Origin of the sequence: Mixta hanseatica (assembly GCF_023517775.1) — a bacterium.
GTDB lineage: Bacteria > Pseudomonadota > Gammaproteobacteria > Enterobacterales > Enterobacteriaceae > Mixta > Mixta hanseatica.
Map to the genome: position 1 here is coordinate 4,004,907 of NZ_CP082904.1, position 17,759 is coordinate 4,022,665.

17 protein-coding genes are annotated in these 17,759 nt (G+C 55.1%); 5 read left to right on the forward strand and 12 right to left on the reverse strand.

The window, feature by feature from the left end:
* Positions 1-24 precede the first annotated feature (24 nt).
* From tatD to udp, 9 genes are all read right to left on the reverse strand, one after another.
* Positions 25-804, reverse strand: a complete 780-nt coding sequence (gene tatD, locus K6958_RS18965; RefSeq protein WP_249892543.1) for a 3'-5' ssDNA/RNA exonuclease TatD — start codon at positions 802-804, stop codon at positions 25-27.
* An 81-nt stretch (positions 805-885) separates the two neighbouring features.
* Complete coding sequence (tatC, locus tag K6958_RS18970; protein ID WP_249892544.1) at positions 886-1,644, reverse strand: Sec-independent protein translocase subunit TatC; 759 nt, start codon at positions 1,642-1,644, stop codon at positions 886-888.
* Complete coding sequence (tatB, locus tag K6958_RS18975) at positions 1,634-2,263, reverse strand: Sec-independent protein translocase protein TatB (RefSeq protein WP_249892545.1); 630 nt, start codon at positions 2,261-2,263, stop codon at positions 1,634-1,636. Before tatB ends, tatC begins: the two co-directional genes overlap by 11 nt.
* A gap of 3 nt (positions 2,264-2,266) precedes the next feature.
* Complete coding sequence (gene tatA / locus K6958_RS18980) at positions 2,267-2,518, reverse strand: Sec-independent protein translocase subunit TatA (RefSeq protein ID WP_249892546.1); 252 nt, start codon at positions 2,516-2,518, stop codon at positions 2,267-2,269.
* A 127-nt stretch (positions 2,519-2,645) separates the two neighbouring features.
* Positions 2,646-4,283 carry a ubiquinone biosynthesis regulatory protein kinase UbiB gene (gene ubiB / locus K6958_RS18985; protein WP_249892547.1) on the reverse strand — a complete coding sequence of 546 codons (1,638 nt, stop codon included), beginning with the start codon at positions 4,281-4,283 and terminating at the stop codon, positions 2,646-2,648.
* Complete coding sequence (gene ubiJ / locus K6958_RS18990) at positions 4,280-4,885, reverse strand: ubiquinone biosynthesis protein UbiJ (RefSeq protein WP_249892548.1); 606 nt, start codon at positions 4,883-4,885, stop codon at positions 4,280-4,282. Before ubiJ ends, ubiB begins: the two co-directional genes overlap by 4 nt.
* 12 nt (positions 4,886-4,897) lie before the next feature.
* Positions 4,898-5,653 carry a bifunctional demethylmenaquinone methyltransferase/2-methoxy-6-polyprenyl-1,4-benzoquinol methylase UbiE gene (gene ubiE / locus K6958_RS18995; protein WP_103060905.1) on the reverse strand — a complete coding sequence of 252 codons (756 nt, stop codon included), beginning with the start codon at positions 5,651-5,653 and terminating at the stop codon, positions 4,898-4,900.
* A gap of 79 nt (positions 5,654-5,732) precedes the next feature.
* Entirely contained in the window at positions 5,733-7,274 is a 1,542-nt protein-coding gene (rmuC, locus tag K6958_RS19000) for a DNA recombination protein RmuC (protein ID WP_249892549.1), read from the reverse strand.
* A 174-nt stretch (positions 7,275-7,448) separates the two neighbouring features.
* Complete coding sequence (udp, locus tag K6958_RS19005; protein WP_249892550.1) at positions 7,449-8,213, reverse strand: uridine phosphorylase; 765 nt, start codon at positions 8,211-8,213, stop codon at positions 7,449-7,451.
* Positions 8,214-8,491: 278 nt separating this feature from the next.
* Here udp and K6958_RS19010 point away from each other — a divergent pair, with 278 nt between their 5' ends.
* The gene (locus K6958_RS19010; protein ID WP_249892551.1) at positions 8,492-9,331 is read left to right on the forward strand and encodes a dienelactone hydrolase family protein; all 840 of its coding nucleotides are present in this window, start codon (positions 8,492-8,494) and stop codon (positions 9,329-9,331) included.
* 43 nt (positions 9,332-9,374) lie between these two features.
* Here the strand turns inward: K6958_RS19010 and metE are convergent, their stop codons facing one another.
* Positions 9,375-11,645: a 5-methyltetrahydropteroyltriglutamate--homocysteine S-methyltransferase gene (gene metE / locus K6958_RS19015; RefSeq protein WP_249892552.1), complete on the reverse strand. Its 2,271-nt coding sequence runs from the start codon at positions 11,643-11,645 to the stop codon at positions 9,375-9,377.
* Positions 11,646-11,876: 231 nt separating this feature from the next.
* Between metE and metR the strand changes: the two genes are divergently transcribed.
* A complete protein-coding gene (gene metR, locus K6958_RS19020; RefSeq protein ID WP_249892553.1) occupies positions 11,877-12,800 on the forward strand; it encodes an HTH-type transcriptional regulator MetR in 924 nt (307 codons plus the stop codon).
* Positions 12,801-12,981: 181 nt separating this feature from the next.
* Positions 12,982-13,230 (forward strand): hypothetical protein, encoded by a 249-nt coding sequence (locus K6958_RS19025; RefSeq protein ID WP_249892554.1) that lies wholly within the window; start codon positions 12,982-12,984, stop codon positions 13,228-13,230.
* 43 nt (positions 13,231-13,273) lie between these two features.
* On the opposite strand, the gene K6958_RS19030 is transcribed toward K6958_RS19025, so the two are convergent.
* Positions 13,274-14,119, reverse strand: a complete 846-nt coding sequence (locus K6958_RS19030) for a carboxylate/amino acid/amine transporter (protein ID WP_249892555.1) — start codon at positions 14,117-14,119, stop codon at positions 13,274-13,276.
* A 369-nt stretch (positions 14,120-14,488) separates the two neighbouring features.
* Between K6958_RS19030 and glpT the strand changes: the two genes are divergently transcribed.
* Positions 14,489-15,844 (forward strand): glycerol-3-phosphate transporter, encoded by a 1,356-nt coding sequence (gene glpT, locus K6958_RS19035; RefSeq protein WP_249892556.1) that lies wholly within the window; start codon positions 14,489-14,491, stop codon positions 15,842-15,844.
* 26 nt (positions 15,845-15,870) lie between these two features.
* Positions 15,871-16,893, forward strand: coding sequence for a glycerophosphodiester phosphodiesterase (glpQ, locus tag K6958_RS19040; protein ID WP_434085227.1), 1,023 nt, complete (start codon positions 15,871-15,873; stop codon positions 16,891-16,893).
* A gap of 57 nt (positions 16,894-16,950) precedes the next feature.
* On the opposite strand, the gene yigL is transcribed toward glpQ, so the two are convergent.
* Positions 16,951-17,751 carry a sugar/pyridoxal phosphate phosphatase YigL gene (yigL, locus tag K6958_RS19045; RefSeq protein ID WP_249892558.1) on the reverse strand — a complete coding sequence of 267 codons (801 nt, stop codon included), beginning with the start codon at positions 17,749-17,751 and terminating at the stop codon, positions 16,951-16,953.
* Between the last annotated feature and the right edge of the window lie 8 nt (positions 17,752-17,759).

Genomic DNA, 17,759 nt, shown 5'->3' on the forward strand with positions numbered 1-17,759 from the left:
CGCCTCGCATTGCAGCCCTGTCGCTTACAGGCGAAACAGACGGCGACTGTTGGCGTCGGTTTGCTGCGCCAGCCAGTCGGCCTCTTCTGCGCGCCACAGCGCGACCTGCTGCACGATATGCGGCAGGAAGCAGGGCTCATTACGACGCGACGTCGGCCTTGGGCGCATATCGCGCGGCAACAGATAAGGCGCATCCGTTTCCAGCAGCAACCGCTCTGCCGGGATCTGCGGCAACATCTCGCGTAGCGCCATACCGCGGCGCTCATCGCATACCCAGCCGGTAATGCCGACCGACAGCCCCGACGCCAGACATTCCGCCAGCTCCGCAGCCGTACCGGTAAAGCAGTGCACCACCGCGCCGGGCAGATGCGGTAGCCACGGCTTGAGCACCGCCATAAACCGCTCATGCGCGTCACGGCAGTGCAGGAATACCGGCATTTGCAGTTCGGCAGCCAACGCCAGCTGCGCATCAAAAGCGTATTCCTGCTGATTATGCGCGGAGAAATTACGGTTAAAATCAAGCCCGCATTCGCCGATGGCCACGACCTGCGGGCTTTCCGCCAGCCGCCGCAGCGTTGCTGCGGTATCCGCCGACCATTCGCTGGCGTGATGGGGATGAATGCCTGCCGTTGACCAGCAGAAATCGGGATGGCGCTGCGCCAGGCTTTGCGCCTGCTGGCTTTCCAGCGCGTTAGTGCCGGTAATCAGCATGCCGGTGAGGCCTGCTTCGCGCGCGCGCGTCACAACCTGTTCACGATCTTTCGCAAACTGCGTGCTGGTCAGGTTTACACCGATATCAAACATGGTATGTCCTGAAAATATTAACCGCCCAGGTGGGCGGTTAGCGATGAATTTTCCCCGCCTTAGCGGGCCCTGCACTGAGCGTCAGGATTCGGTTTCGTGCTCTTCTTCACGCGCCTGACGCCCTTTGCCAACATAGAAGCGCGAACAGAATACGCCAACCTCAAACAGGCAGTACATCGGAATAGCGAGCAAAGTTTGGGAAAAAACATCCGGTGGGGTTAACAGCATGCCGACGACAAAAGCGCCGACCAGCATGTAAGGACGCTTCTGACGCAACATCTCCGGCGTGGTCACGCCCGTCCAGCACAACAGTACAATCGCTACCGGCACTTCAAAAGCGACGCCAAAGGCCATAAACAGCGTCATCACGAAGTCGAGATAGCTGGCGATATCGGTCGCCATGGTGACGCCCTGCGGCGCAGTTTTGGCAAAAAAGCCAAACGCCATCGGGAATACCACAAAATAGGCGAAGGCCACGCCGATATAAAACAGCATGGTGCTGGAGAACAGCAGCGGCATAACCAGACGGCGTTCATGACGATAGAGCGCCGGCGCCACAAAAGCCCAAATCTGATAGAGAATGACCGGAACCGCAAGGAAAATGGAAACGATGATGGTGAGCTTAATCGGCGTCAGAAACGGCGAGGCCACATCGGTGGCAATCATGCTGGCGCCCACCGGCAACTGCTTGATCAGCGGCTCTGCAACCATCTGATAAATATCGTTAGAGAAGTAGACCAGCGCCAGAAAAATGACCAGCACGGCAATAATGCAGTTCAGCAGCCGCTTGCGTAGCTCAATCAGGTGGCTAATCAGCGGTTGGGTATCTTCAACGGCCATGTTTATCATTCATTGTTGGTTGAGAAGAAGCCACAGACGTTTCTGGTGAAACGTTTAACAAAGGCGCAGCGGCAGAAGCGGCCGCCTGACCGGCAGGCGATGCGGGGGTTGAAGCCGCGTTATCCGTACCGGCAGCAGGCGCATCAGCCGTTGTTGCTGGCTTCGCGGCGGAACGCGTTTCTGCGCTTTCTACCATGGGCTTTTGCTCCGGCGCGCTGGCCTGATGATCGGCTGTGGCTGGCGTTGCGCCGTTATGTTCATCCTGCGGACGCTTAATCAGCGGATTATGAATGGTATAAGCTTCGTCATCGGCCTGTTCATTTTCGCCCAGATAAGAGCGACGCATAGAGTCTGCCGATTTACGCAGCTCTTCCATCGACTCTTTCAGTTCCGGGGAGAGGGTATTCTTGCTGGCCTGCTCTACTTTTTTCAGGCTGTCCTGCAGCTCCTGTAGTTTCAGCTCCTGCGCCAGCTCGTTTTGCACGTTCGCCGCCAGAGAACGCATGGCGCGGATCCAGCCGACCACCGTTTTTACCGCCACCGGCAAACGTTGCGGTCCAAGCACTACCAGCCCAATGACGAACACCAAAACCAGTTCGCTAAAACCTATGTCGAACACGTTTTATACCTGCTCTTTATCTTTTTTTGCCTCTTCTTTGCTTGCCGTGGTCGCCTGCTTATCCGTTAGCGGCCGGGCATCAAATTCGGCATCCTGCTGTTTAGACGCGTCTTTATCTTCATCGCCCATCGCTTTTTTAAAGCCTTTGATGGATGAACCTAAATCGGAGCCAAGGGTACGTAATTTATTGGTGCCGAAAAGAAGAACCACGATCACGGCAATGATGAGTAACTGCCAAATGCTGATACCGCCCATGAGTATGCCTCTGATGAAAAGTCTAAAACATGTGAAAAGGCAGTATACCCCAGCTTATGGTCCGGTGACGATGCGTAAGCCCATCGCCCCGGCCACAAAAGGGAATTTTACCTTTCCTGACAATCAATCAGGCTGAACGTCGCCAGCCAATAATCCACGACAACAGACCGGCGATAATCATTACCGTCGGCAGCACTTCCATGCCGGGACGGGTGATCAGCAGCGCTGTACCGCTCAGTAGCAGCGTGGCGCCGATACCGAACAGATAGCGCGACTGGTGCTGCCTTTCACGCTGTACGCTCAGCTCATTCGCCAGCCGATCGACGCTAAACTGCAAACGCTTATGCTGGCGCATGCTGTCATAGAAAAGATCCGGCAGTTCCGGCAGGCGCTCGGCCCAGAACGGCGCTTTTTCTTTAACCGAACGGATAATCGCCGGCAGCCCAACCTGGTCTTTAATCCACTCTTCAAGGAACGGCTTCGCGGTTTTCCACAAATCCAGCTGCGGGTAAAGCTGACGGCCGACGCCCTCGATATAGAGCAGCGTTTTCTGCAGCAGCACCAGCTGCGGCTGCACTTCCATATTAAAGCGGCGCGCAGTATTGAACAGGTTCAGCAGAACGTGACCAAACGAGATTTCCGCCAGCGGTTTTTCAAAAATGGGTTCGCAAACGGTACGAATCGCAAATTCGAAATCTTCCACGTTGGTATTCGCCGGCACCCAGCCGGAATCAACATGCAGCTCGGCGACTTTACGGTAATCGCGGTTAAAAAACGCAATAAAGTTTTCCGCAAGGTAGCGCTTATCCGCTTTGTTCAACGAGCCGACAATGCCGCAGTCGATTCCGATATAGAGCGGATCATGCGGGTGTTCATAGCTAACGAAAATATTACCCGGATGCATATCCGCATGGAAAAAGCTGTCGCGGAAGACCTGAGTAAAAAAGACCTGCACGCCGCGCTCCGCCAGCAGGCGCATATTCACGCCATGCTGCTCCAGCGCTGCCACATCATTGATGGGAATGCCGTAGATACGCTCCATCACCAGCATCGTTTCGCTGCAGTAGTCGGAATAGACTTCCGGCACATACAGCATATCGCTGTTTTCAAAGTTGCGGCGCAGCTGGATAGAGTTTGCCGCTTCACGCAGCAGGTTCAGCTCATCAATCAGGGTCTTTTCGTAATCCGCCACCACTTCCACCGGGCGCAGACGACGGCTTTCCGGCATCAGACGCGGCAGCCAGCGCGCCAGACGGTAGATCAGGCGCATATCCGCTTTGATTACCGGCAAAATATCCGGGCGGATCACTTTGATCACCACCGCTTTGCCGTTTTCCTTTAGCGTCGCGGTATGCACCTGAGCGATAGAGGCGGAGGCCAGCGGCGTAATATCAAAATCATCAAACCAGGCTTCAAGCGGGCCGCCCAGCGATTTTTCAATCTGCTCTTTCGCCAGCCTGCCATCAAAAGGCGCAACGCGATCCTGTAAGATCGCCAGCTGATCGGCAATCAGCGGCGGGAACAGATCGCGGCGGGTAGACATCATCTGACCAAATTTGATCCAGACCGGGCCCAGCTCCTCCAGCGCCATACGCAGGCGCACGCCCAACGCCAGATCTTTATGGCGGTTAGGCAGCCAGAAGATACCGCGGCGCCACAGGCGAATCGGTAACGTAATACGCAGGCGGGGGATCAGTTCATCCAGGCCGTAGCTCAGGAAGACTTTGATAATGAAATAGAGGCGGCGCAGTTCTCCGGGCGTCATTTAGCCTCCAGCTGTAGCAGACGTTGTTCCAGTTGACTGGCCTGGCGCTCCAGCGCATCGACTTCTTCGCCATACCAGGCCATTTCCAGCCGACCAGGCGCGACGCGCCACTCTTCGGTCAGGGTTTCCGTCAGGTAGCGCTGTTTACGCTGAACATCGCCGCGTAGCAACTGCAGCCCGCGGCGGGCGACGTTACTGATCCCCTGGGCGACGATATCGCCGGTCCAGGGCGCCAGATATTCAGCCGGATCGAGCTCGGCCATATCGATCAGCGCGGAAAACTGCTGCACTACCTGAAGATCGCCCTCCACTTCCAGCTCGCCGCTGCGGATCATCCCGGTCAGCTGCTGGCGGTCGCGCAATTTCGGCAGCAGCGACAGACGGGTACTCACCGTACAGTCGCAGCGATCTTGCCATTCGCCCAGTACGTCCACCTGATGCTCGCTGAACACCAACGTCACCGGCTGCGACAGCTCCTGTAACCGGAGCTGTAAAACCTTACCATTCAAACGCTGCCGGGCCGCTTTCAGGCCGCGATCGCGATAAAGAATTCGATTTAGTGCGGTCTCCAGACCGGCGGTTAACAGCGGGGTTAACGTCATTCGCTTTCCTGCTTAAAACTTGAACCCACGGTGCAGAGCGACAATTCCGCCCGTCAGGTTGTGATACGAAGTGTTTTCAAAACCGGCATCCATCATCATCGACTTTAACGTCTCCTGATCGGGATGCATGCGGATCGATTCAGCCAGATAACGATAGCTTTCAGCATCTTTCGCTACCAGCTCGCCGATACGCGGCAGCACATGGAATGAATAAGCGTCGTACACTTTGCTCAGAGGTTCCAGTACCGGTTTAGAAAACTCCAGAACCAGCAGACGTCCGCCCGGCTTCAGCACGCGGAACATCGAAGCCAGCGCCTTCTCTTTTTCCGTCACGTTACGCAGACCGAAAGAGATAGTGATGCAATCGAAATAGTTATCCGGGAAAGGCAGCGCTTCCGCATTCGCCTGCACATAATTGACGTTGCCGATGATGCCGCTATTGCGCAGCTTTTCACGGCCCATCTTCAGCATCGAGCTGTTAATATCCGCCAGCACCACCTGACCGGTATCGCCGACCAGACGCGAGAATTTCGCTGTTAAATCGCCAGTGCCGCCGGCCAAATCCAACACGCGCTGCCCACGACGCACGCCGCTGCAGTCAATGGTGAAACGCTTCCAGATACGATGGATACCCATCGACATCAAATCGTTCATCAGATCATATTTGGCGGCAACGGAATGAAATACGCCCGCTACCATGTCCGCTTTTTCGTCTTTTGCTACGGTACGAAAACCGAAATGTGTCGTGTCCCTGGATTCATCTGCCATCTGCTTCACCTGCTCCACAATCAAATATCTTTGCAGTGTAACAGAGTACCCGTAGTCAGGCACGTTAGCCCGGCGTTATTCATCGTTGCCGAATGCTGTCGTGCCACGCCACAGCGCCCTGTTCCGGCGCGCTTTCCGCCCTGTCGCTCTCTGACTCGTCGTTGTCAAGGAGTCCGGCTTCCGGCATCGCCTGTTCCACCAACCCTGGATTAATACTGCGCTTTATTTCCACGCCCAAATGCCGAAAACTTTCGCTTTGGGCAATCAGGTTGCCCCGCCCTTCGGCGAGCTTTTTCATCGCCTGATTATAGCTTTCCTGGGCTCTGTCGAGATGCTGACCCATGCTGGTCATATCATCGACAAACAGCCGCATTTTATCGTATAGCCGCGCCGCGCGATCGGCGATACGCTGCGCGTTGCGGCTCTGATGCTCATAGCGCCAGAGATTATTAATGGTACGCAGCGCCACCAGCAGCGTGGTGGGGCTGACCAGCATAATATTGTGCTTCAATGCCTCGCTAATTAGCTCCGGCTGCCGATCTATCGCCAGTAAAAAGGCCGGTTCGATCGGGATAAACATCAACACATAATCCAGCGATCGTAAACCGGGCAATTGTTGATAATCTTTGCGGCTAAGCAAACGGATGTGGCCGCGAATGGCGGAGATATGTTCGCCGATCGCTTGCTCCCGCGTAACCCCATCGTCGGCGTTAAAGTAGCGCTCATAGGCGACCAGCGTCATTTTAGCGTCGATTACCACATCTTTGCCCTGCGGCAGACGAACAATCACATCCGGCTGCATCCGGCTTTGCGCATCAACCTGAATATTCACCTGCGTTTCATATTCATGTCCGGCGCGCAGGCCAGAGGCTTCCAGCACGCGGCTCAGCACCACCTCGCCCCAGTTACCCTGAGTTTTATTGTCGCCTTTCAGCGCTTTAGTCAGGTTGATCGCTTCCTGCGCCATCTGCGCATTCAGCTGCTGTAAATTACGAATTTCGTGAGCCAGCGTGTGGCGTTCACGCGCTTCCTGACCAAAGCTTTCCTGCACCTGGCGACGAAAACCATCCAGCTGCTCACGCAGCGGCGTAATTAAGCCGTTCAGGCTCTGACGATTCTGCTCATCGACACGACGGCCGCTCTGTTCAAAAATACGGTTGGCGAGGTTTTCAAACTGGGCGCTCAGGCGCTGTTCGCTATTGGCCAGCAGGCGCTGTTTCTCTTCAGCGGCAAGGCGGGTCTCTTCAAGGCGGATAGTCACTTCACGCAGCTCCGCTTCCTGCGCGCTGTTCACTTCCAGCTGATTACGCAGTTCACGGCTAAGCTGTTCACACTCATTACGCCAGTAGTCGAAGTGCTGTAGCTTTTCCTGCGCGGCGGTCAGCGCGCCATGCAGCTGGCGCAGCTCTTTTTCACGCAGCTGCTGTTGCTGTTGCTCTGCCAGACGCTGCTGTTGCTGCTGCGCTGCCTGCTGCTGCGCCTGTTCCAACGCCTGCTCCAGCAGACGGCGATCCGTTTCCTGCGCGGCCAGCTGCCCGGCGAGGCGAAAATGAGCAAACAGCCAGCCTGCCAGCACACCGGCCAACGTAAAAACGATCCCAACGATAAGCGGATTATCCACCGCATCCTCTCCTTCCTGCTACAAACAGAGCAAAGGTAGAGGCGCACTGTATGAATGTCCAGACAAAAAAATGGGCTGGCGACAAGCCAGCCCTGAACGCGATAATCAACCGTCCGCGCAGGCGCCAAAACCGTTAGTCAGGATACGCAAACCATCAGGCCCGGCGCTAAGAAATTACGCCAGCAGACGGCGCGCCGCATCAACCACAATCGCAACCGCATTGCTTTCCGTCTGCTTCATGGTTGCCGCATCCGGGATCTCTTTTTGCGTACGGTTAACGATCACCCCGGCGACCATCCCGGCACGCAAACCCTGGCTGGCGCACATGGTCAACAGCGTCGCGGATTCCATCTCATAGTTCAGTACGCCCATCTGCTGCCACTCCTTCATCGAGCCCTGGAAGCGGTTGACCACCCGACCAGAGAAAGTGTCGTAGCGTTCCTGTCCTGGATAAAAGGTATCTGAAGAGGCGGTAATGCCGATGTGCGGCGTGCTGCCGGCGGCTTTTGCAGCCTCAACCAGCGCGGTGGTGCAGGCGAAATCGGCGACGGCCGGAAATTCCATGGGCGCAAAATGTAAGCTTGCGCCATCCAGGCGTACCGCTGCGGTGGTCACCAGCACATCGCCAACATGAATGTCAGGCTGGATAGCGCCGGTGGTGCCCACACGCAGAAAAGTGCGGATGCCCAGTTGGGCCAGCTCTTCCACCGCGATAGAGGTAGAAGGACCGCCAATACCGGTAGAGCAGACAATTACCGCTTTACCCTCCAGTTCAGCGCGCCAGCTGGTGAACTCACGATGCGAGGCCAGCGGCTGGGGATTATCCATCAGCGCCGCAATTTTTTTTACGCGCTCAGGATCGCCCGGCACAATCGCCAGCGTTGCGCCCTGCAGGTCCGCTTTAGTAAGTCCTAAATGAAACACATCTGACTGGGCCATAACCCCTCCTGAGAAAATTCGTTTAATGGCGCTACTCTACGGCAAGCAAGGCGATAAATATGTGAGATCAATCACCAGAGAAAATGAAAATTACATTTATCTGCAAAATTATCGTGATTAACATCACATTAAATTATTCTGATTCACCGGTTTGCTACAAGTTGCTGTGTGTATTTATCCAGCACAATGTTAAAGAGAAGACGGACATGCAGGCCGGAGCCTTTGGCTGATTTTGGCTATAGTTACCGGATTGCGCTAATAGCAGCACGGAGATAACAATGAAAACCGAAAACGATCTGGGCCCAAAAGAAGGCAATAACGGGTTCGCCCCGGCGGTATCGCCTACGGCCGACAGCACAATTATCACCCATAACGACGCCATTCAGGGCGGCGAAACGACTATTAACACCCAGGGCGAAAATATGCCCGCCTGGTATGCGCGTCCCAAAGAAGCCAACGGCCCGCTGCCGGTGGTACTGGTGGTGCAGGAAATCTTTGGCGTTCATGAACATATCCGTGATATCTGCCGCCGCCTGGCGGCGGAAGGTTATCTGGCGGTGGCTCCGGAGCTCTATTTCCGTCAGGGCGATCCCAGCGACTATAGCGACATCAAGCAGCTGCTGGAAAACCTGGTCAGTAAAGTGCCTGATGCGCAGGTGTTGGCGGATCTCGATCATGTCGCCAACTGGGCGGCGAAACATGGCGGCGATATGCGCAATATGGCGATTACCGGCTTTTGCTGGGGCGGCCGTATTGTCTGGCTGTATGCGGCGCATAATCCGCAGCTGAAAGCGGGGGTCGCCTGGTATGGCCGTCTGGTTGGCGAAAAAACCATGAAACAACCGAAGCATCCAATCGATATTGCCGTTGATCTGAATGCGCCGGTACTGGGTCTGTACGGGGCGAAAGATGACGGTATCCCGCTGGAAAGCGTTGATTCGATGCGGCAGGCGCTGCATGCGGCTAACGCCACGGCGGAAATTATCGTGTATCCGGAAGCGGGACATGCGTTTAACGCCGATTATCGTCCAGGCTATCACGAAGAGTCCGCCAAAGATGGCTGGCAACGGATGCTGGCCTGGTTCCATCAGTATGGCGTGAAGCCTGCCGGCGAATAAAAAAAGGGGCGCGCAGCGCCCCTTTCATCAGGTTCAGGCGAAATCAGAGGCTTTCCGCACGCAGTTTCTGTGCCGCCTGCACCATGTTCGCCAGCGCCAGGCGCGTTTCGGTCCAGCCGCGTGTTTTCAGGCCGCAGTCCGGGTTCACCCACAAACGCTCTACCGGAATACGCTTCGCGGCTTTACGCAACAGCGCTTCCATCCATTCCACATCAGGCACGTTTGGCGAGTGAATGTCATACACGCCCGGGCCGATTTCATTTGGATATTCAAACTCCTCAAAAGATTCCAGCAGTTCCATATCGGAGCGTGACGTTTCGATGGTTATCACATCGGCATCCAGCGCGGCGATAGAATCCATGATGTCGTTAAACTCGCAGTAACACATATGGGTATGGATCTGGGTATCGTCCCGCGCAATCGCGGCGTTAAGACGGAACGCATCCACCGCCCAGGTCAGATAGGCGGCCCAGTCCGATTTACGCAGCGGCAACCCTTCACGCAGTGCCGGCTCATCAATCTGGATGATGCCAATACCTGCTTTTTCCAGATCCTCCACTTCGTCACGCAGCGCCAGGGCGATCTGTTTGGCGATGGTTTCACGTGAAACATCTTCACGTGGGAAGGACCAGCAGAGAATCGTCACCGGGCCGGTCAGCATGCCTTTTACCGGCTTGCTGGTCAGCGACTGCGCATACTTCGCCCACTCAACGGTGATCGGTTGCGGGCGGCTGACATCGCCGATAATGACCGGCGGCTTCACGCAGCGAGAACCGTAGCTCTGTACCCAGCCGTTTTGGGTAAAGACAAAGCCATCCAGATGCTCGCCGAAATATTCCACCATGTCGTTACGCTCGGCTTCGCCGTGCACCAGTACATCCAGGCCCAGACGCTCCTGCTCTGCGATGGCCTGCTTAATATGTTCAGCAATGCCGGTACGGTAGTGATTACCGTCGAGGCGGCCCTGTTTGAAATCAAGGCGCAGACCACGAATCTCGGTGGTTTGCGGGAAAGAGCCGATGGTGGTAGTTGGCCACGCCGGCAGCTGAAAACGCTGGCGCTGTGCTTTAGCGCGCTCGGCGTAGCTGCTTTTACGTTCGCTATCCTGCGCGTTAATCGCCGCCAGTCGCTGCGCTACCGCCGCGTTATGTACCCGGGAAGAGTTACGACGCGCGCGGATCGGGGCGCTCCAGGCCTCCAGCGAAGCAGCATCATTGTTGTTCAGCGCCTGAGCCAGCAGTGCCAGCTCACCGCATTTCTGTAGCGCAAAAGAGAACCAGCTTTTCACTTCCTCATCCAGGCGGGTTTCGCTATTGAGATCGATCGGGCTGTGCAGCAGCGAGCAGGAAGAGCCAATCCACAACTGCTGACGTTGACTGACCAGTGGCTGCAGGCGTTCGAACCAGCTGCTCAGATCGGCGCGCCAGACGTTACGACCGTTAATCACGCCCACAGAAAGCAGCCATGAGGCTGGGATTTGCTGGTTCAGGCTGGCGATATCATCTTTGCCATGAACCAGATCAACATGCAGGCCCTGCACCGGCAGTTCACGAATGGTATTGATGTTCTGACCAATGCTGTCAAAGTAGGTCGTTAACAGCAGCTTGCTGTGCCCTTGCAGCGCCTCGTAGGCCGGTTTAAACGCATCCAGCCACGCCTGCGGCAGCTCCAGCACCAGCGCCGGCTCATCAATCTGTACCCATTCGATGTCGCGCTTCGCCAGCTCAGCCAATACTTGCTGATACACCGGCAGGATATCGTTCAGCAACGTCAGGCGATCGAACTGCTCGCCTTTCACTTTACCCAGCCACAGGTAAGTGACTGGGCCCAGCAGAACCGGCTTCACTTTATGGCCCAGCGCCAGCGCCTCGTCCACTTCATCCAGCAGCTGCGTCCAGCTCAGGCGGAACTGCTGCCCTTTGCTGAATTCCGGCACCATGTAGTGATAATTGGTGTTAAACCATTTGGTCATTTCAGCGGCGGCGGCAGGTTCGCCGGTCGGCGCGCGGCCACGGCCGATACGGAACAGCGTATCCAGATCCACTGAGCCGTCGCTATTCTGATGGCGCGCCGGCACATTGCCCAGCAGCAGGCTGGTGGTCAGAACGTGATCGTACCAGGCGAAATCGCCTACCGGCACCCGATCCACGCCCGCTTCTTTTTGCTGCTGCCAGTGTCGGGCGCGCAGCTCGCGGCCTACTTCCAGCAGATCTTGCTGGCTGCTGTTGCCGGCCCAGTAGCTTTCCTGCGCTTTTTTCAGTTCACGGCGCAGGCCGACACGAGGAAAGCCGAGCGTATGATTCAAAATGGTCATGCTGTTTCTCCATTAAAGCTTAATGAGTGGCGGTATCGGCACAGTCAGTTTAGGTACGACCAGCGCAACAACCGGGGCGCGGTGCCGTTTCTCGGGTTATAAACCCTGCCCGAACGTAAAATGACGGGCCGATCGGGATGTTTAGCCGTCCAGATGTTTACACCGCTATAATCTGCAGGTACTGTATATTCCTCAAGCGCAAATTGTTCATTGTCGTTATGAAGGACTCTCATGATCGAAATCAGGCACCTGCGAACGCTGCAGGCTCTCAGGAATAGCGGCTCTCTGGCCGCGGCGGCGGCGCAGCTTCATCAGACGCAGTCGGCGTTATCTCATCAATTCAGCGATCTGGAGCAGCGCCTCGGTTTCCGCCTGTTTGTGCGAAAAAGTCAGCCGCTGCGCTTTACGCCGCAGGGTGAGATTCTGTTGCAGCTGGCGGAACAGGTGCTGCCGCAGATCCAGCAGGCGCTGCAGGCCTGCCATGAGCCGCATCAGGCCACGTTGCGTATCGCCATTGAATGCCACAGCTGTATTCAGTGGCTGACGCCGGCGCTGGATACCTTCCGGCAGAGCTGGCCGCAGGTGATAATGGACTTTAAATCGGGCGTTACCTTTGATCCGCAGCCTGCCCTGCAGCAGGGCGAACTGGACGTGGTACTGACGTCAGATATCCTGCCGCGCAGCGGGCTACACTATTCGCCCATGTTTGATTTTGAGGTTCGTCTGGTACTGGCGCCGGATCATCCGCTGGCGAAGGTCACCACTATTACGCCGGAAGATTTAGCCCATGAAGTGTTGATGATTTATCCGGTACAGCGTCAGCGGCTGGATATCTGGCGTCATTTTTTACAGCCTGCAGGCGTTAGCCCAGCGCTGAAAAGCGTGGATAACACGCTGCTGCTGGTACAGATGGTGGCGGCGCATATGGGCATTGCCGCCCTGCCGCACTGGGTGGTGGAAAATTTTGAACGTCAGGGATTAATTACCACGAAAACGCTGGGCGCCGGTTTATGGAGCCGCCTCTACGCAGCGGTCAGGGATGGTGAACAGCGGCAGCCGGTAATTGACGGCTTTATTCGCTCAGCGCGTCAGCACGCCTGCCAGCATCTGCCGTTTGTGCGGGATGCCTCGCGCAACGCGTTGCCAACAGGATAAATTTTCATTCCGGCGGGTCGTTTATTTTGCCCGCCTTCCCTGAATATTGTGTCATTTTTAGGCGGCAGATTAATTAAAAACTGACGCTTAGTGAATTGACCCTCCCTCCTCAGAAGCATAATTTTCCCCCGGGGAGAAGCCAATTCCCCTATACGGAAATAGCAACCAAGAGGGATTTATAATGAGAGAATTATCAATCACAGAAGTGCAGGCCGTCAGCGGCGCGGGCCGGGTGCAGGATAAGTTAACCGAGGCTTATGGCTGGTTCTTTTCGCATGCGGCTAATACGCTGAACAACCTGTTTGATCTGGGTTATGACAAGGAAGCTGCTCAGAAAAAAGGCGAGGAATTTGGTAGCCAACTGGGTAAAGCCATTGAGGTTAAATTCGCTAACTTCCTTGAACGCATCCAGAATTACGTTACGGGTTGATAAAAAGAATACCGGCGTGAAAGCGCACGCCGGTATTGTTAAATTAGCGCACCCAGCGCCGATGAATCCACAAAGAGGCGACAATTAATCCGCCGCCGATAATAAAGGGCGGCCAGTCTGGCTGCTCCTGCCAGATAGCCAGGTTAACCAATAGCCCCGCCGGAACATGCATATTATTCATAATGCCCAGCGTGCCGGCATCGACCTGCGTCGCGCCGTAATTCCACATAAAATAACCCAGCCCGGATGCAGCGATACCCAGCCAGATCAGAATGCCCCACTGCAGATGCGTGGTAGGTAATTTTTGCGGATTGCCCCAGAGAAACCATGCAATTATCGCTATCAGCACGGCGCCCATATAGAACCAGGAGAAAGCGGTATGCTGCGGCATCGGGCGCGTTTCCTGCAGGCGCTTATAGCCCACCATCCCGATGGCAAAACAGATATTCGCCAGCTGTACCAGAATCAATCCCGTCCAGAAATGATCGCTCAGTTGGTCATAGCGGATGATTGCGGCGCCCAGCACCGCTAACAGCGCGCTAAACAGGTAGCCCATACGCACGCCTCGTCCGCTGAGCAGATCGTAGATCAAGGTGACATAGAGCGGTGTCATGACGGTGAACAGCAGGAATTCCGGCACGGTCAAATAGAGATAAGCTTCAAAGCTCAACAGATACATGACGCCCAGTTGCATCATGCCGACCAGCATATAAAGCAGCAGCGTGGAAGCACGGTAACCGCGCCAGCGCAGGAAAGGCAGAAATACCAGCGCCGCCAGCACCAGACGTACCAGCACGGAAAATACGCTGTCTACCTGCCCCGCCAGATAAACCCCAATCAGGCTGAACGAAAAGGCCCACAGAATGGTGGTGATTATGAGTAACGCCACATTACGCATCCAATAGTTAAACAGAGCGCTATTGTAACGGAATGCGCCCGCCTGGTAGCGACTATCTGGTTGACATCTGGTGGATTTGTCAGCACCTTGTCGTTTCCGTGTTACAGGATGCGCGAAAGCGAAAAGCCGTCCCGATCAATTTAATGGCGTTTTTTAACCATCCGGCGCGGGTAAAAACACGGTTTTGTGACGAGCTTTGCAACGCTTTGTCATAAAACTGTAACATTTGCGCTCTGCTTCACAGACCCTCTTTGCACCAGCCCCTATTCTTTGCGCGAAATGGAACATCCGTTAGTCAAAAATCGCTTTTCGCTCATTCTGTGGGCGCTTTAAACCATTTTGTGTCTCTGGAGACCTTTTATGCTTAGCATTTTTAAGCCAGCACCTCACCAAGCTCCTGTCGCTGCGGATCGCACCGATCCGCTTTATCGCCGTCTGCGCTGGCAGATTTTTATCGGCATCTTTTTTGGTTATGCCGCTTATTACCTGGTGCGTAAGAACTTTGCGCTGGCGATGCCTTATCTGGTGGAACAGGGATTTTCACGCGGCGATCTCGGCTTTGCCCTGTCCGGTATTTCTATCGCCTATGGCTTTTCAAAATTTATTATGGGCTCGATATCCGATCGCTCCAATCCACGCTTTTTCCTGCCTGCCGGGCTGATTTTAGCCGCGCTGGTGATGTTGGTTATGGGGTTCGTTCCCTGGGCGACCTCCAGCATTCTGGTGATGTTCGCGCTGCTGTTTCTCTGCGGCTGGTTTCAGGGCATGGGCTGGCCGCCGTGCGGACGGACAATGGTGCACTGGTGGTCGCAAAAAGAGCGCGGCGGCATCGTTTCCGTCTGGAACTGCGCGCATAACGTTGGCGGCGGCATCCCTCCTCTGCTGTTTTTGCTGGGTATGGCATGGTTTAACAACTGGAAAGCGGCGCTTTATATGCCCGCCTTTGCCGCCATCATTGTTGCGCTGATCGCGTTTGCTCTGATGCGCGACACGCCGCAGTCGTGTGGTTTGCCACCGATTGAAGCGTACAAAAATGATTATCCGCCTGACTACAGCGAACAGCACGAACAGGAGCTAACAGCCAAACAGATATTTATGCAGTACATTCTGCCGAACAAACTGCTGTGGTATATCGCACTGGCCAACGTTTTTGTTTACCTGCTGCGCTACGGCATTCTCGACTGGTCACCGACTTATCTGAAAGAGGTGAAGCACTTCGCGCTGGATAAATCGTCCTGGACCTACTTTCTGTATGAATATGCCGGTATCCCCGGCACCCTGCTGTGCGGCTGGATGTCGGATAAAGTGTTTAAAGGCAACCGCGGCGCAACCGGCGTATTCTTTATGGTGCTGGTGACCATCGCCACGGTGGTTTACTGGCTTAACCCGGTCGGCAATCCCGGTATTGATATGGCCTGTATGATCGTCATCGGCTTTTTGATCTATGGTCCGGTGATGCTGATTGGGCTACACGCGCTGGAGCTGGCGCCGAAGAAAGCCGCCGGCACCGCAGCGGGTTTTACCGGCCTGTTTGGTTATCTTGGCGGTTCGGTCGCGGCCAGCGCTATCGTTGGCTATACCGTTGACTTTTTCGGTTGGGACGGCGGCTTCCTGATTATGATCGGCGGCTGTGTGCTGGCGGTAATCCTGCTGCTGCTCACCATGTTCAGTGAAAACAAGCACAAGCAACAGCTGCAACAAGAGGGCAACCGATGAAAATAAAACTGTTGCTGGCAGCGCTGATGCTGACCGGGGCCTGCGGCGCTGGCGCGCAAAACCATGACAAGCTGGTTATCGCGCATCGCGGCGCCAGCGGCTACCTTCCTGAACATACGCTGCCCGCCAAGGCGATGGCTTATGCGCAGGGCGCGGATTTTCTTGAGCAGGATCTGGTGCTCACCAAAGACGATCGGCTGGTGGTACTGCACGATCACTATCTCGATCGCGTGACCGATGTCGCCGATCGTTTCCCGCAGCGCGCGCGTAAAGATGGCCGCTTCTACGCGATCGATTTCACGCTGGCGGAGATTCGCAGCCTGAATTTTACCGAAGGCTTTACGCTAAAAGGTGGCAAAAAGGTGCAAACCTGGCCGAACCGTTTTCCCGGCGGGAAATCCACCTTCCGCATTCATACTTTTGAAGAGGAAATCGAGTTTATTCAGGGCCTGAACCAGTCGACCGGTAAAAATATTGGCATTTACACTGAGATCAAAGCGCCCTGGTTTCATCATCAGGAAGGCAAAGATATCGCCACGCAGGTTTTGCAGGTGCTAAAGCAGTATGGTTACCGCAGTAAACAGGACAATGTCTGGCTGCAGTGTTTCGATTTTAATGAGTTAAAGCGCATTAAGAATGAGCTGGAGCCGAAAATGGAGATGGATCTGCGGCTGGTGCAGCTGATTACCGAAACCGATTCGCATGAGACAGAAGCGTTACAACAGGGAAAATGGGTCAACTACAGCTACGACTGGATGTTTAAGCCAGGCGCGATGAAAGAGCTGGCGAAGTATGTTGATGGCATCGGCCCGGATTACCATGAATTGTTCAGCGCCGATTCCAAACCGGGCGATATTCGTTTGACGCCGTTAGCGCAAGAGGCGCACGCCAGCCATTTGCAAATTCATCCTTACACGGTACGGGCCGATCAATTGCCGCCTTACGCAACGGATGTTAATCAGCTGTTCGACGCGTTGTATAACCAGGCGCAGGTTGACGGACTGTTTACCGATTTCCCGGATAAAGCCGTGCGGTTTTTAAATCGTTAATAAAAAAGCCAGGGCGTGAGAAAACGCTCTGGCTTTACTGTCGGTACGTTATGGCGTTCAGCTCAGGAAGAGTTCGCGCAGCTTACGCGGCACCGCGTCTTCCGCATTGGTGCCTATCACTTCCATTTCCGGCAGCAGATCTTTCAGACGCTGATGCGCATTACGCATAATGTAGCCTTTCTGCGCCATGATCAGCATCTCTTTATCGTTCATCCCGTCGCCGAAGGAGATACAGGATGCCAGCGAGTAACCCAGCAGTTTAGAAACTTCTTCCAGCGCGTGGCCTTTTGACACGCCGCCTGCCATTACCTCCAGGCAGGTCGGGAAAGAGAAGCTGACGTTGACCCGATCGCCCCAGCGCGCCAGGATGGCTTCTTCTAACGGCACCAACTTTTCCGCGTCGTCACAGATAAAAAAGACTTTGCTGATGCCGTCGGTTGGTAGCAGGCCGGGCTCATAGACCTGGTAGGTAAAGATGGATTCGCGGAAGTAGCGCTCTTCTTCCGGACGATGGCGGTTAAGGAACCATTCATCATCACGGTAGACGTTAGTGAGAATGTCGGGATCGTCATACTTAAGCGCATAGAGCTCGCGCGCGATATCTTCATCAAGGTTATGGCTGAAAATCAGTTCACCGGCGGTATTGTGTACACGCGCGCCGTTGGAGGTGATCATATAGGCTTCGATTTCCAGGTTATCACGCATTTGTGATACATCAACATGATGACGACCCGTGGCGAAAACAAAATGTACGCCGCGCGCGGTTAGCAGGCGGAGCGTCTCTTTTGTGTAAGGCGTTAAGCGATGATCGGGAGAAAGCAGGGTGCCATCCAGATCGGAAGCGACTACGTGGTACATGAAAACCT

Excerpts from the sequence above, each read along its gene's own strand:
- udp (WP_249892550.1), bottom strand. The coding sequence starts at position 8,213 with ATGGCCCAGTCAGATGTGTTTCATTTAGGACTTACTAAAGCGGACCTG.
- K6958_RS19025 (WP_249892554.1), top strand. The coding sequence starts at position 12,982 with ATGAGAGAATTATCAATCACAGAAGTGCAGGCCGTCAGCGGCGCGGGC.
- ubiB (WP_249892547.1), bottom strand. The coding sequence starts at position 4,283 with ATGACGCCCGGAGAACTGCGCCGCCTCTATTTCATTATCAAAGTCTTC.
- tatC (WP_249892544.1), bottom strand. The coding sequence starts at position 1,644 with ATGGCCGTTGAAGATACCCAACCGCTGATTAGCCACCTGATTGAGCTA.
- metE (WP_249892552.1), bottom strand. The coding sequence starts at position 11,645 with ATGACCATTTTGAATCATACGCTCGGCTTTCCTCGTGTCGGCCTGCGC.
- tatA (WP_249892546.1), bottom strand. The coding sequence starts at position 2,518 with ATGGGCGGTATCAGCATTTGGCAGTTACTCATCATTGCCGTGATCGTG.
- metR (WP_249892553.1), top strand. The coding sequence starts at position 11,877 with ATGATCGAAATCAGGCACCTGCGAACGCTGCAGGCTCTCAGGAATAGC.
- glpT (WP_249892556.1), top strand. The coding sequence starts at position 14,489 with ATGCTTAGCATTTTTAAGCCAGCACCTCACCAAGCTCCTGTCGCTGCG.
- ubiE (WP_103060905.1), bottom strand. The coding sequence starts at position 5,653 with ATGGCAGATGAATCCAGGGACACGACACATTTCGGTTTTCGTACCGTA.
- glpQ (WP_434085227.1), top strand. The coding sequence starts at position 15,871 with ATGCTGACCGGGGCCTGCGGCGCTGGCGCGCAAAACCATGACAAGCTG.
- ubiJ (WP_249892548.1), bottom strand. The coding sequence starts at position 4,885 with ATGACGTTAACCCCGCTGTTAACCGCCGGTCTGGAGACCGCACTAAAT.
- yigL (WP_249892558.1), bottom strand. The coding sequence starts at position 17,751 with ATGTACCACGTAGTCGCTTCCGATCTGGATGGCACCCTGCTTTCTCCC.
- K6958_RS19010 (WP_249892551.1), top strand. The coding sequence starts at position 8,492 with ATGAAAACCGAAAACGATCTGGGCCCAAAAGAAGGCAATAACGGGTTC.
- tatD (WP_249892543.1), bottom strand. The coding sequence starts at position 804 with ATGTTTGATATCGGTGTAAACCTGACCAGCACGCAGTTTGCGAAAGAT.